Origin of the sequence: Microbacterium sp. LjRoot45, assembly GCF_964253325.1 — a bacterium.
In the GTDB taxonomy this organism is placed as follows: Bacteria; Actinomycetota; Actinomycetes; order Actinomycetales; family Microbacteriaceae; genus Microbacterium.
In genome coordinates this window covers 2022569-2036509 of sequence record NZ_CAXUQM020000001.1, presented here as the reverse complement: position 1 = coordinate 2036509, position 13941 = coordinate 2022569, and the positions used below count along the sequence as shown (strand labels likewise).

Sequence of the window (13941 nt, the reverse complement as noted above, 5' to 3'; positions counted from 1 at the left end):
TCAGCCGCGCAGGATGTCCCACGCGGTGACGGCGGCTGCCGCCGACCAGGCCTGCGGTCGGCACGCCGCCGGGTACGGTGCGGGGGCGGCGACCTCAGACGCGGCGTCCCCCGCGTGCAGTTCGGGCAGCCGGTAGTCGAACGCCTCGGCGGCGGCCAGGAGCCCTGACACGACGGATCGCGCGTCGTCGTGCCGGCCGGCGAGGGCCATGCCGCGCGCGACGATCGCACTGTCGTGAGTCCAGACGCTGCCGCCGTGGTAGCTCAGCGGCCAGTAGCCCGCGGCATCCGTCGACAAGGTACGCAGGCCGAACCCCGACGAGACGGTCTCGCCGGCCAGCAGCGCCGACACCGCGGCCTCCTCGTCGGGCTCGAGGATGCCGGTGCCGAGCAGGTGCCCCGCATTGGTGGTGAGGGTGTCGACGGCGCGACCGTCACGGTCGAGCGCGATCGCGGGGTAGCGGCCCTCCTCGGTCTCGACCCAGAACCGCTCCCGGAACCGGCGCTTCAATGCCGCGGCCCACGCGCGCAGGTCGTCGCCGCCGGGGCGGCCGAACCTGTCCAGGAGGTCGGCCCCGCCGAGCGCCGCCTCGTAGGCGTAGCCCTGCACTTCCGACAGGGCGATCGGCCCGTCGGCCAACCGGCCGTCGCGCCACTGGATCGAGTCGCCCGAGTCCTTCCAGCCCTGATTGGACAGTCCATGCCCGGTCTCATCGACGTAGTCGAGGAAGCCGTCGTCGCCCGCGCTCGCAGTGACCCAGGCGAGCGCGCGTTCCATCGCCGGGAGGAGTTCCTCGATCTCGTCGTCGGAGTGACCCGCGCGGGCGAGGTCGGCGAGGAGGCACACCCACAGCGGGGTCGCGTCGACCGTGCCGTAGTAGAGGGGCGGCAGCACGATCCCCTCGCCGGGCATCGCGAGCGTGCTCGAACGCAGCTCGTGCATGATCTTGCCCGGCTGCTCCGCCGTCGCCGGGGTCGTCGTGGTGCCCTGGAGCCGGGCGAGCACCCGAAGAGTGGATGCCGCGATCGACGCGTCGACGGGGAGCATCAGCCGGGCCGCCCACAGCGAGTCGCGGCCGAACAGCGTGAAGAACCAGGGGGCGCCGGCGGCGTAGAACACGTCGTCGGGCTGATCGGGAAGGGTGAGGCGCAGGGCACCGAGATCGCCGAGGGCCTGGCGGAGCCATCGGTCCACCCGGGGGTCGCCGCCCGCTCCCGGCGCCGGGAGCGACCACGGCACGGGGGAACGGACGCCGCGGACGACGAGCGATGGGTCGGACATGCTCGTGGTCCACGACGCCTCGGCCCGTCCGCGCGCAGGGATGTCGAGGGTCCAGTCGAGCCGCACTCCGTCGTCGGCAGTGATCTCGGCGTGCTCGGCGTGGAACGTCACGGCGGCCTCGGCCGCGCGCACTGTGACAGTCGTCGCGTCCGCGTCGGTCGTGCGCTCGACCCCCGAGGTGGTGCCTGCCTTCACGTCCTGCAGGAGCGAGGCATCCGGCACGATCGTGACGCTCAACCGCAGGCTCAGGGGCTCGTCGAGGTGCGTGTGCACCGTGAGGGTCTCGGTGACGTCGCCGTCGGCGACGCGACGCACGCGCTCCAGCCGAACCTTCGGGTCGGGCCATCGGTCGTCGACGCCGCGCAGAAGCGCGTCGAAGCGCACCTCTCTCGCCGTCGGCGCCGTCGCGCGTACCCACTCGGGGCGGACCGCGTCGCCGTTCGCGTCGACGTAGGAGACCTCGAGTCCACGGACGAATCGCGTGTCACCGTGGTAGATCCCGTCGATCGACTCGGCGCCCATGTCGCCGTCGTCTCCCGACCACGCCTGGGTGGGGGCGCAGAGCGCCGCCACTCGATCCGACAGGAACGGCTGCAATCCGCCCGTCATCCCTTCACTGCTCCTTCACTGGTGTTCATGATCCGCTTCTGGAAGATGAAGAAGAGCACCGCGACGGGGATCGTCATGATCGCCGCCGCAGCGAGCTTCAGCGGATACTGCGTGCCCTGACTCAACTGTCCCGACGCGAGCGAGGCGACGCCCTTGGTCAGGGTGGTGAGTTCGGGGGACTGGGTGGCCACGATGAAATGGCTGAGTTCGTTCCACGATCCCTGGAACGACAGGATCACGATCGTGACGAGCGCCGGTCGTGCCATGGGGAGGACGATCGACCAGAACACGCGGAACGTGCCCGCTCCGTCGATGCGCGCCTGCTCCTCGACCGACGTCGGGATCGACTCGAAGAAGTTCTTCATGATGAACACGCCCGCGGCATCCACCAGGAGCGGCAGCACCATACCCGTGTACGAGTCGTAGATGCCGATCTGGTTGAGCACGAGAAACTTCGGGATCAGGAGCACGACCGCCGGCACCGCCATGACGCCCACGACGAGCGCGAAGACGACCCCGCGACCGCGGAAGTGCAGGCGGGCGAGCGCGTAGCCGGCCAGCGAGACGAAGAACACGCGACCGAGGGTCACGAGGATCGTCACGACGGCGGAGTTCGCGAACCACAGCGGGAAGTCGCTGTGCAGGAACAGCCGCTCGTAGGCGGCGACCGTGAAGGTCTGCGGCAGCAGCGAGATGGGATCGGATGCCGCCTCCTGCTCAGACTTGAACGACGTCGCCACCTGCACGAGGAACGGGTAGATGTAGACGATCGCGAGCAGGACGATCATGGCGTAGAGCAGTACTTGCCCCGCCGCACTCCGCAGGGTGAACCGTCGCCGACGCCGCGGGGTGGGGGCCACAGGAGGCTCGGCGAGGGTGGCCGCGTGCGCGAGAGTGGTGTCGGTCATGACGTCGCCCCCTTCCGGTACGTGGCGCTCTGATACGCGCGCACGCGGCGGCGCGAGACCGGCCGGTCGCGCAGCACCCACCGCTGGAAGATCGTGAAGAAGATGATGATGAGGAAGAGGATGAACGCGATCGCCGCGCCCACGCCCCAGTCGTTCTCGCGGAACGCCGCCGTGTACGAGAGGTAGGCCGGCGTCATCGTGGTCTTGGCGGGGTCGCCCTTCGTGCCCGTGTAGATCTGATCGAACACCTGCCAGCAGCCGATGAGCCCGAGGGTCACGACCGTGAAGATCGTCGGTCGCAGCTGCGGGAGCGTGATGCGCCAGAACCGCTGCCACGCGTTCGCGCCATCCATCATCGCCGCCTCGGTGAGCTCGTAGCCGACGTTCTGCAGGGCCGCGATGAACAGCAGCATGAAGGTGCCGCTCGTGGTGAAGATGGCCATGAGCATGAGGGCGAACATGGCGACCGAGGGCCCGGCGAGCCAGTCCCACCACGAGAGGCCCAGCATCGAGTTCTGCGTCAGGAAGTCGGGCCCGGAGGTAATGCCGATGCCGGCGAGGGCGCCGTGGACAAGCCCGGTGGGATCCCGGAACCAGTTCGGGCCCTTCCCGCCGAACCACGCGATGAGGGCGTTGACGGGGCCGGCGAACGAGAACAGGAAGAGCCACAGCACCGTGATCGCGACCGAGCTCGTCACCGACGGGAAGTAGAAGGCGGTGCGGAAGAAGCCGCGCGCGCGCAGCATGCGGCGGCTCACGAGCACGGCCAGGAAGAGGGCGAGAGCGGTCTGCAGCGGTACGACGAGGAGCACGTACCACGCGTTGTTGCGGAGCGCCGTGCCGAAGTCGCGCGTCGCGAGACCGCCGGTCGTGATCGTCGCGTAGTTGTCGAGACCGACGAACGAGACGTTCGCGGAGAGCGGGCTGCCGCGTCCCGACCAGTCCGAGAAGCTGACCCAGAGGGCCATGAGCACCGGCACGAGGAGGAACGTGCCGAGGATGAGGATGACGGGCGAGACGAACAGCCAGCCCGCGCCGGCCTCCCCCCGGTGCGTCCCGCCGGAGCGGGGCGACCGGGTGGAGGCCGGACGGGTGGATGCCGCGGCCGGCGTGACGGGCGCGGTCATCAGCGTCAGCCGACGATGGCCTCGAGGTTCGACTGCACCGAGTCGAGGATGGCCTTCGGGTCGCCCGTCTTCAGCGAGCCCAGCTGGGCGTTGAAGTCGGTGACGACGTCTGCCGAGCCCTTGTTCGTCGGAACGCCCTGGGCGTAGGCCGAGCCGTCGAGGAACGCGACGAGGTCGGGGTTGTCGGCCTTCCACTGGTCAGCGGCGGACTGCACCGAGGGCATCGGTCCGAACGCCTTCGAGAACGCGAGCTGCTGCTCGGGGCTCGTGAGGTACTCGACGAGCTCGAGAGCCGCCTGCTGGTTGGGGCTGTCGGCGGCCATGCCCCAGCAGTTGGTGAACTGGAGGGTGCCCTGACCGGCGGGACCGGCCGGGAGTTCGGCGACGAGCGGCTTCACGTCCGGGAAATCGCCGAGGGCGCCCGTGATCCAGTTGCCCTCGATCGTCATCGCGCCCAGCTCCTTGCCGAACGCTTCGCCGCCCCAGCCCGCGCCCACGTCGGCCGCGTAGGCGAAGGTGCCGTCCTTCAGGTGCTCCTGCACGTAGGTCAGCGCCTCGACGTTGGCGTCGCTGTTGGCTTCGGCGGTCATGCCGTCCTCGGAGACGAGGCGGCCGCCGGCCTGCGCCATGAAGGCGCCGATCCGCGCGTACTCGCCGCCGAACACGAGCCCGGTGGTGTCGCCCGTGGTGAGCTTCTCGGCGACGGATGCCAGTTCGTCCCACGTCGTGGGGATGTCCGCCTCGGTGAGGCCCGCGTCCTCCCACAGCCCCTGGTTGATGATGAGCTGCAGCGTCGAGAAGTCCTTCGGGGCGCAGTAGAACGTGCCGTCGTACGTGAAGTTCGCGACGAGCGACTCGTAGAAGTCGTCCTTGTTGGGCAGGAGGTCGCCGTAGGCCTGCAGCGAGCCGTTGTCGGCGTACGCGGCGAGCTGATCGGTGGACTGGTAGAAGAGGTCGGGCGGGGAGCCGGCCGCGAAGCCCTGGGCGAGCTGCTCGCTGAGGTTCGTCGCCGCGACGACCTCGGCCTCGACGCCGGAGTCGGCCGACCAGGCGGCGACGGCATCCTGCACGGCCTTCGTCTCGGCGTCGCCGCTCGATCCGATCATGATCGTGAGGGCATCGTCGGACGACGTGAGGCTGCTCGCGTCGCTAGGGGCGGAGCCGGAGGGCTCGGGGGTGTCGCTGAAACCCTGGCCGCAACCGGTGAGGGTCAGGGCGGTGACGACCGCCAGCCCTCCCGTCGCGAGCAGCGTCCGTGCTGTGTGTCGCTTCATCGCATCTCCTTCGAAACGGTGTGGACCCCTGGGCAGGGTCTCACGTTTTGAACGTTCAGATCGGCGCCCATGCACTTCTTTGATCGTTCAAATTGTGGAATGCTTGAAAACATAAAGTGTCCGCGCCGCCGCGTCAAGGCCCGATGTCCGCGGAACACGACGGAGGTCGAGAGACCCTGACGACCGAGAGACGATGAACAGACCCGCCACGATCGAAGACGTCGCCCTCGCCGCGGGCGTGTCACGGCAGACGGTGAGCAACGTCCTCAACTCTCCCGCCATCGTGCGCGAGCAGACGCGGGAGCGTGTGCAGGCGGCGATCCAGCGGCTGGGATATGCACCGCACGCCTCCGCCCGGCGGCTCCGCACGCAGCGCAGTTCCACCATCGGCATCCACCTCGACCCCTATGCCGGCGGCATCTCCGGCGTCGTGCTCGACCGGTTCGTGCATGCGCTGACCGAACGTGCGGGGGAACGCGGTCTGCGGGTCACCCTCTACGCCGCGCGCTCGCCGGAAGAGGAGATCCGGCGGATGGCCGACCTCCGCGACGGGGGAGACATCGACGGCGTCGTCATCACCGGCACCTTCCACGGTGACCCGCGGACGGACTGGCTCATTCAGCGCGGCGTGCCCTTCGTGGCGTTCGGCCGGCCGTGGGGCCTCGACGACGTCGCCGATCCCGCGCACCTCTGGGTCGACGTCGACGGAGCTGCCGGTACCGCTGCCGCCACCCGCCACGCTCTCGCGACCGCCGGCCCCCGCGTCGCCTTCCTCGGATGGCCCACGGGATCGGGAACGGGAGACGACCGTGAACGGGGCTGGCGCGAGACGCTCCCGGCGGGTGCGGATGCCGTACGGCTCGTGTCGGAGGAGAGCGTCGCTCTGGCCCGCGTCGTCGTCGCCGACGCCCTGGAGCACCGCGACCTCGACGCGATCGTGTGCGTCAGCGACTCGCTCGCCGTCGGTGCCCACCTGGCGGCGGTCGCGGCGGGGCGCCCGTCGCTGCCCATCATCGGGTTCGACAACACGCCCGCCGCCGAAGCGCTCGGTCTCTCGAGCGTCGAACAGCTCCCCGAGCGCGTCGCGACGGGGGCGCTCGATCTGCTGATCGGACCTTCCGGCACGATCTCCCTCCGCACGCCGAGCCCGGGCGAAGCGCACGTGCTGGTCGAGCCGAGCCTCATCGTCCGCTGAAACCTTCGGCGATCGCCGGGGGGAGTCCGCTCAGCGGCGCCCGATCCTACGCGACAGCTCCGCCGCCGCCTCGGACACCAGTCCCGCGAGGGTCTCCGCTTCGCGTGACACGTCGTCCGGCCACGTGACGGCGATCGCCGCCGCCGGCCATCCGGTGTGATCGAGCACCGCGACGCCGACGGAGCGCAGCCCCAGCGTCACCTCGCCGTCCTCCGTCGCGAAACCGCGTCGCCGTCCCGCCTGCAGCAGCTCGCGCAGGGCCGCCGGTCGTGACGGACCGCGGCCCGTCCGGTCGGTGAACGCCCCGGCATCCGGGTAGAGCGCCCGCACCTGCTCACGCGGGAGGTGCGCGAGCATCGCGCGTCCGGTGGCGGTGAGGTGCGCCGGCAGACGCACGCCGACGTCGGTCACGAGGGCGGGGCGGCGGGGCGCGCGCTCCTCCACGATGTACAGCACATCGCGGCCGGTCATGACGGCCAGGTGCGCGCTCTCCCCGGCGCGGTCGGCGAGGGCCGCGATGAGGGGGCGGCCGAGGCGGGCGAGCGGCTCCTGGCGCGCATACCCGCCGGCCAGCTCGAACGCGGCCGTGCCGAGCCCCCACCGCCGATCCGACTCGAGGTGCACGACGAACCCGTGCCCCGCCATGACCGAGAGCAGGTGGTACACGGTCGACCGGGGGATGCCGAGGTGCTCCGCGATCGTCCGGGCGGCGACCGGACCGCGCTGGCGACCCAGGAACGAGAGCACCCGCAACGTGTGGTCGGCGGCGGGGACCTGCGGGCGGTCCCGCGCCGTCCCGTTCTCGTTGGTCGTGTCTGGGATCACAGACACAGGATGCCACGAAGGCCTGGTGGGGGCGACCGTGCCGCGGTGGAATCGGGACATGGCCTCTGTCGACCCCGCCGGCGCACCGGCATCCGCGTCCGTCGTCGTGGGCGCCCACCCACTCACGATCGAAGAGGTCGTCGCCGTCGCGCGCCACGGTGCTGCCGTGACGATCGCGGCCGAGGCGACCGACCGCGTCGCCGCGAGCCGAGCGCTCGTGGAACGGCTCGCCGACGACCCCGAACCGCATTACGGCATCTCCACGGGCTTCGGAGCGCTCGCCACCACCTTCATCGCCCCCGAACGCCGCCGCCAGCTCCAGGCGAGCCTCATCCGCTCGCACGCGGCCGGCACGGGTCCCGAGGTCGAGCCCGAGGTCGTGCGCGCCCTCATGCTGCTGCGGCTGCAGACGCTCGCCTCCGGACACACCGGTGTGCGCCCGGCCGTCGTCGAGACGTACGCCGCGATGCTGAACGCGGGCATCGTCCCCATCGTCCGCGAGTACGGTTCGCTCGGGTGCTCCGGCGACCTCGCCCCGCTGTCGCACGTCGCGCTCGCCGCGCTCGGTGAGGGCGCGGTGCGTCGGCCGGGCGACTCCGAGCCGATCCCGGCCGCCGAGGCGCTGGCGGCAGCCGGCATCCCGCCTCTCGTGCTCGAGGAGAAAGAGGGGCTGGCGCTCATCAACGGCACCGACGGCATGCTCGGCATGCTCGCGCTCGCGATCCACGATCTCGACCTCCTGCTGACGACCGCCGACCTCGCCGCGGCGTTGTCGGTCGAGTCGCAGCTCGGCACGGATGCCGTTTTCGCCGCCGACCTCATGGCGCTCCGCCCGCAGCTCGGGCAGGCCGCGTCGGCCGCGAACCTGCGTTCGTTCCTCGCGGACTCGCCGATCGTCGCCAGCCACCGCGATCCCGCCGTCTGCACGCGCGTGCAGGACGCGTACTCGCTGCGATGCTCGCCGCAGGTGCACGGAGCGGCCCGCGACACCGTCGATCACGCACGCCTCGTCGCCGATCGGGAGCTCGCCGCGGTCGTCGACAACCCCGTGATCACCCTCGACGGGCGGGTGGAGTCCAACGGCAACTTCCACGGCGCCCCCGTCGCCTACGTGCTCGACTTCCTCGCGATAGCCGTCGCCGACATCGCCTCGATCTCGGAGCGACGCACCGACCGCGCGCTCGACCGCTCCCGCAGCCACGGTCTGCCGCCGTTCCTCGCCGACGAGGTCGGGGTCGACTCGGGCCTCATGATCGCGCAGTACGCCGCGGCCGGCATCGTGTCAGAGCTCAAGCGGCTGGCGGTTCCGGCATCCGTCGACTCGATCCCGTCGTCGGCGATGCAGGAGGACCACGTGTCGATGGGGTGGGCGGCGGCGCGCAAGCTCCGGCGCGCGATCGACGGCCTGGCGCGGGTGCTCGCGATCGAGGTGGTCACGGGATGCCGTGCGCTCGACCTCCGTGCGCCGCTGCAGCCCGGGCCCGCCACGCGCGCCGTGCGCGACCGCGTGCGACAGGAGGTCGCCGGTCCCGGCCCGGACCGGTTCCTTTCGCCCGACCTGGAAGCCGTCGCGGCCCTCGTCGTCTCCGGTGAGATCGCGCACGCGGCCCTCGATGCCGCTGACGCGCGCGCCACAACTCCGGAATCGTCCATCCCCGACGCCACCCAGCCGTGACCACATCGCCCCACCCGCCCCGAGGAGACCACATGAGCGCCGACATCCCCGTCACGCATTCCGGAGTTGTGAACGAACGCGGACCCATCCGTGCCGCACGCGGATCGGAGCGCACGGCCAAGAGCTGGGGCGCGGAGGCGGCGAAGCGGATGCTGATGAACAACCTCGACCCCGAGGTCGCCGAGCATCCCGAAGACCTCGTCGTCTACGGCGGAACGGGCCGGGCGGCACGATCGTGGGCGGCGTACGACGCGATCGTCCGCACGCTCGACGAACTCGAGCCGGACGAGACGCTCCTCGTGCAGTCGGGCAAGCCGGTGGGCGTCTTCCGCACGCACGAGTGGGCGCCGCGCGTACTGATCGCGAACTCCAACCTGGTGGGCGACTGGGCGACCTGGCCGGAGTTCCGCAGGCTCGAGCACCTCGGACTCACGATGTACGGGCAGATGACCGCGGGCTCCTGGATCTATATCGGCACGCAGGGCATCCTGCAGGGCACGTACGAGACCTTCGCGGCCGTCGCGCGCTCCCTCGGGCGCGAGTCGCTCGCCGGAACGCTCACCCTGACCGGTGGTGCGGGCGGCATGGGAGGCGCGCAGCCGCTGGCCGTGACGCTCAACGAGGGTGCGGTGATCGTCGTCGACGTCGACGAGTCGCGGCTGGCTCGTCGGGTCGAGCACGGCTACCTCGACGAGTACACGACCGATCTCGACGCGGCGGTCGCCCGCGCCATGGCCGCGCGCGAGGCCGGTGAGGCGCGGAGCATCGGCGTCGTCGGCAACGCGGCCGACGTCTTCCCCGAACTCCTCCGCCGCCACCGCGAGGGCGCGGTGCACCTCGATATCGTCACCGACCAGACGAGCGCGCACGATCCGCTCGCCTACCTCCCGTCGGAGATCCCCTTCGAGCGCTGGAAGGACGCCGCCCAGAGCGACCCCGAGGCGTTCACCGAGCAGGCGCGCGCCTCGATGGCTCGCCAGGTCGAAGCGATGGTGGGATTCCAGGATGCCGGGGCGGCCGTGTTCGACTACGGCAACTCGATCCGGCGCGAGGCCGAGCTCGGCGGCTTCGACCGGGCGTTCGCGTTCCCCGGATTCGTGCCGGCTTACATCCGCCCGCTGTTCGCGGAGGGGCGCGGACCGTTCCGCTGGGTGGCGCTGTCGGGAGACCCGGAGGACATCGCGAAGACCGACCGTGCCGTCGCGGACCTCTTCCCCGACGACGCGCCGCTGCGGCGGTGGCTCGACAAGGCCGGTCGCAAGGTCCACTTCGAGGGCCTGCCCGCACGGATCTGCTGGCTGGGCTACAAGGAACGACACCTCGCGGGGCTGAAGTTCAACGAGATGGTCGCCTCGGGGGAGCTCGCCGGTCCGATCGTCATCGGCCGCGACCACCTCGACGCCGGTTCGGTCGCCTCGCCGTACCGGGAGACGGAGGCGATGGCCGACGGATCGGATGCGATCGCCGACTGGCCGTTGCTGAACGCTCTGCTCAACACGGCATCGGGTGCCGCGTGGGTGTCGATCCACCACGGCGGCGGCGTGGGCATCGGCCGCTCGATCCACGCCGGGCAGGTGACGGTGGCCGACGGCACCGCGCTCGCGGCGGAGAAGCTGGAGCGGGTGCTCACGAACGACCCCGGAACGGGCGTCATGCGGCACGTGGATGCCGGCTACGAGCGCGCGGCCGACGTCGCCCGCGAGCGCGGACTCACGATCCCCATGCTCTGAGCGGGGTCAGCGAGGGCTGTCGAACGTCCAGGAGTCGGCGTCGACCGAGGTCGCGACGTCCCAGTTGTCGACGTCCCAGGTGAACACGGCGACGGCGCAGGTCGGCATCGCACCGATCCCGCCGCCGGACAGCGCCTCGGCGAGCACCGTCATCCCGGGGTCGTGCGCGACGACGACGACGCTTCGTGCCCCCGAAGCGGATGCCGTGGCCAGCAGCGTGCGAGCGGGCGCGCCGTACAGCTCCGTGTGCTCCTCCACATCGACGCCGTCGCCGAACGCATCGGCGAAGAACCCTGCGGTCGTACGGGCACGCAGCGCCGTCGACGACAGGATGACCTCGGGTCGGAAGCCGGTCTCGGCCAGGCGCGCAGCCAGGACGGGAGCGTCGCGCAGGCCGCGCGCGTTCAGCGGCCGGTCGTGGTCGTCGAGGCCGGGGTCGCCCCAGTCGCTCTTGGCGTGCCGCACGAGAGCGAGCCTGATCACGTGCTCTCCCCGTCGCGGCGGTCGTCGCCGCCCGTGGGCGCCGGCCCCGCCGGCCATGGCTCCGGGTCGGAGTCGTCCGGCGGAGCCCACTCCGATCGGTGGTCGCCCGCATCTTCGGGGGCCGCAGCCGGCGGCTCCGCGTCGGTGGCCGGCTCGGGGTCAGTGCTCGGCTCCGCGTGCTCTCCGCTGTGCTCTCCGTCGTGCTCCTCCGCTGCGGCCGGCGTCGCCGGGCGTGCGACGGCGCGACCCGCGAGGCCGGTGAGCATCTCGAGCACGCACAGTGCGGCCAGGCGCACGGTGCGGCCATCGGGGGCGTCGGACTCGGCATCCACCTCCACGATGTCGGCCGAGCGCACGCGAGGGTCGACGGTCAGCGCGCGCACGAGAGCGCGCAGTTCCCACGCGGCGAGTCCGCCGGGGGCGGATGCCGGGGCGCCGGGGGCGACCGAGCGATCGCAGACGTCGACGTCGACGTCGAGATGGATGAGCGCGCCGTCGCCGGCGCCGGCGATCTCGAGCGCTTCGGCGACCACCTCGTCCATGCCGCGGCGGCTGAGATCGTCGAGGGTGATGACGGTGATGCCGAGTTCGGCGGCCCGGTTCGCGTATGCCGCGGAGTTGCCGAAGTCGGAGATCCCGATCTGCACGATCCGTCGCGGATCGAGTCCGTCGGCGATCAGCCGTCGCACCGACGACCCGTTCGTGACGCCGTCACGCAGGTCGAGGTGGGCGTCGATCGTGATGAGTCCCGTGGCCCGCGCGCCCTGCGTGACGGGGTAGGTGATCGACCCGTCGCCGCCCAGCGCGATCACGAGCGCTGCGGATGCCAGTTCGCCGACGCGCGTGCGCACCCGGTGCTCGCCGTCCGGCCCGTCGGGCTCCTCGACATCGCCGGCGTCGGCGATCCGGAGGATGTCGGCGAGGTCCAGCGCGGGCGGGCCGATCAGGGTCGTCGTGAAGTGCGAGAGGGCCTCACGCACCGCCGCGGGCGTCGTATGGGCTCCGGACGGGGAGAGGGAGGCGTGGGAGGTCGGGGCGCCCACGAGGACGGCGTCGGCCGAGCCCTCCCACGCGGGCCAGTCGCCGGCGCTCGGCCACAGCGGGTCGGTCGCGTGCGCCATCAGCCGACGTAGACCCAGGCGTGGCGTCCGCTCGCGAGCGTGACGGAGGTTCGCCGGTAGAGCGACACCTCGTACTCGTCGGCGGCGTCGAGTTCTGCAGTAGTGATGTGAAGCACCTTTCCCATGACCTTGTCGACGGGGTTTCCCGTCGCGCGGAGCACCGGATGGACCGACAGGCCCGAGATGTCGACGACCCGTTCGTCCTCGATCTCGGCGTAGTCGATCGTGTAGCCCGGCAGGACATCGGCGTCCCCGGCCACGATCCGTCCGAACGTGTCCAGCTGCACCTCGGCGAACTGCAGGGTGCCGTAGGTGAACAGGAGCTCGGTTGCATCCGTCACGGCATCCAGGCTACCCCTCGGCATGGCGCGGTACCGCTCCCGTGGCGCTGCGCCACGCCGCCGTGTCAGCCCAGGAAGGCGTGGGCGATCGCGAAGATCGTCACCCCGGCCAGGGCGCCGACGATGGTGCCGTTCAGCCGGATGTACTGCAGGTCGCGCCCCACCATGAGCTCGATCTTCTCGGTCGTCTCGGCCGGGTCCCACTTCTCGACCGTGTCGGTGATGATCGAGGCGATGTCGTGCCGGTACCGGCCGACGAGGAACACCGCGGCATCCGTGATCCGGTCGTCGACACGCTGCTGCAAGGCGGGTTCCGCGGTGAGACGGGCGCCCACTTCGGCCAGCGCTTCCGTCGCGCGGCGGCGCAGGCCGCTCTGCGGATCGTCGAGCGCGCGGAGGAGACCGGCCTTCGCGGTGTTCCACGCGTCGGCCGCCAGCTCGCGCACCCGCGGACTGTCGAAGACGGCGCTCTTGGCATCCTCGAGGCGCCCGATCGTCTCGGGATCGTGCTGCAAGTTGCCCGCGAGTCTCGTGAGATAGCCGTCGATCGCCGCGCGCGCCGGGTGGTCGGGGTCGGACTGCACGGCCGACACGAACTTGACCGCCTCGTTGTACACGGTGTCGTCGATGAGCCGCATCGCGACCGACGGCACCCACGACGGCAGGCGGCGCGACACGAGACCGTCGAACGACGTGCGACCCGTGCGCAGCCACAGAGCGATGCTGTCGAAGGCGAGGTCGACTGCGCCCCGGTGCGCGTCGGCGGCGACGACCCGATCGAGCCACGTGCCCACGGTCGGGCCCCATTGCGGGCTCAGCAGGTGCTCGCGGGCGAGGTCGCCGATGAGGTCCTGCACCTCGTCGTCGCTGAGGGCGCGCAGGATGCCGGTCGCCATCGTGGCACCTTCCGCCGCGACGCGTTCCGCGTTCGTCGGCACGCGCAGCCACTCACCGGCCCTGGCGGCGATGCGGGTGGTGCGCAGCTTCTCGCGCACGACCTCCTCGTCGAGGAAGTTCGTCTCCACGAACTCCCCGAGGCTCCGACCGATCTCGTCCTTGCGGCGCGGGATGATCGCCGTGTGCGGGATGGGGATGCCCAGCGGATGCCGGAACAGCGCCGTGACGGCGAACCAGTCGGCGAGCGCGCCGACCATCCCGCCCTCGGCCGCGGCTCGGACGTACGACAGCCACGGGTAGCGGTCTTCGAGCACGAACGCGACGACGAACAGCACCGCCATGACCAGGAGGGCGCCCAGCGCGACGCCCTTCATGACGCGAAGGCCGCGGCGGCGCTCCTGGTCTGCGGGACTCAGCAGCTGCGTCGGGGTGCGGGCCATCCCGCTATGTTCGCACGGGCGGTCCGGTCGTGGGG

At 71.3% G+C, this 13941-nt stretch carries 11 protein-coding genes and 1 pseudogene; 3 read left to right on the top strand and 9 right to left on the bottom strand.

All coding sequences use genetic code 11. From position 1 onward, the window contains the following. Genes ACSQ18_RS09630 through ACSQ18_RS09615 form a run of 4 tightly spaced genes read right to left on the bottom strand, consistent with a single transcriptional unit; the run spans position 1 to position 5199 of the window. Positions 1-1890 carry a glycogen debranching N-terminal domain-containing protein gene (locus tag ACSQ18_RS09630; protein WP_436037036.1) on the bottom strand — a complete coding sequence of 630 codons (1890 nt, stop codon included), beginning with the start codon at positions 1888-1890 and terminating at the stop codon, positions 1-3. Next, positions 1887-2798, bottom strand: coding sequence for a carbohydrate ABC transporter permease (locus ACSQ18_RS09625; RefSeq protein ID WP_436037034.1), 912 nt, complete (start codon positions 2796-2798; stop codon positions 1887-1889). The genes ACSQ18_RS09630 and ACSQ18_RS09625 overlap by 4 nt, the downstream gene beginning before the upstream one ends. Next, positions 2795-3925, bottom strand: a complete 1131-nt coding sequence (locus ACSQ18_RS09620) for a carbohydrate ABC transporter permease (protein ID WP_436037032.1) — start codon at positions 3923-3925, stop codon at positions 2795-2797. Before ACSQ18_RS09620 ends, ACSQ18_RS09625 begins: the two co-directional genes overlap by 4 nt. A 5-nt stretch (positions 3926-3930) precedes the next feature. After that, positions 3931-5199 carry a sugar ABC transporter substrate-binding protein gene (locus ACSQ18_RS09615; protein WP_436037030.1) on the bottom strand — a complete coding sequence of 423 codons (1269 nt, stop codon included), beginning with the start codon at positions 5197-5199 and terminating at the stop codon, positions 3931-3933. A gap of 193 nt (positions 5200-5392) precedes the next feature. Here ACSQ18_RS09615 and ACSQ18_RS09610 point away from each other — a divergent pair, with 193 nt between their 5' ends. Then, positions 5393-6394 (top strand): LacI family DNA-binding transcriptional regulator, encoded by a 1002-nt coding sequence (locus ACSQ18_RS09610; protein WP_436037028.1) that lies wholly within the window; start codon positions 5393-5395, stop codon positions 6392-6394. Positions 6395-6424: 30 nt separating this feature from the next. Here the strand turns inward: ACSQ18_RS09610 and ACSQ18_RS09605 are convergent, their stop codons facing one another. Then, complete coding sequence (locus tag ACSQ18_RS09605; protein WP_436037026.1) at positions 6425-7225, bottom strand: IclR family transcriptional regulator; 801 nt, start codon at positions 7223-7225, stop codon at positions 6425-6427. Positions 7226-7277: 52 nt separating this feature from the next. On the opposite strand from ACSQ18_RS09605, the gene hutH reads away from it, so the two are divergent. Together hutH and hutU are read left to right on the top strand one after the other, a co-directional pair. After that, the gene (hutH, locus tag ACSQ18_RS09600; RefSeq protein WP_436037024.1) at positions 7278-8894 is read left to right on the top strand and encodes a histidine ammonia-lyase; all 1617 of its coding nucleotides are present in this window, start codon (positions 7278-7280) and stop codon (positions 8892-8894) included. Between the two features lie 32 nt (positions 8895-8926). Further along, on the top strand, positions 8927-10624 hold the full coding sequence (gene hutU / locus ACSQ18_RS09595; protein ID WP_436037022.1) for a urocanate hydratase: 1698 nt from the start codon (positions 8927-8929) through the stop codon (positions 10622-10624). A 6-nt stretch (positions 10625-10630) separates the two neighbouring features. Here the strand turns inward: hutU and ACSQ18_RS09590 are convergent, their stop codons facing one another. From ACSQ18_RS09590 to ACSQ18_RS09575, 4 genes and pseudogenes are all read right to left on the bottom strand, one after another. Further along, a complete protein-coding gene (locus ACSQ18_RS09590; RefSeq protein WP_436037020.1) occupies positions 10631-11107 on the bottom strand; it encodes a SixA phosphatase family protein in 477 nt (158 codons plus the stop codon). Between the two features lie 233 nt (positions 11108-11340). Next, positions 11341-12228: pseudogene (locus ACSQ18_RS09585) on the bottom strand (agmatinase family protein); the annotation flags it as partial. Next, positions 12228-12569, bottom strand: coding sequence for a gamma-glutamylcyclotransferase family protein (locus tag ACSQ18_RS09580; protein WP_436037018.1), 342 nt, complete (start codon positions 12567-12569; stop codon positions 12228-12230). The pseudogene ACSQ18_RS09585 and the gene ACSQ18_RS09580, both read right to left, overlap by 1 nt. 65 nt (positions 12570-12634) lie before the next feature. Beyond that, the gene (locus tag ACSQ18_RS09575; protein ID WP_436037016.1) at positions 12635-13906 is read right to left on the bottom strand and encodes a DUF445 domain-containing protein; all 1272 of its coding nucleotides are present in this window, start codon (positions 13904-13906) and stop codon (positions 12635-12637) included. Between the last annotated feature and the right edge of the window lie 35 nt (positions 13907-13941).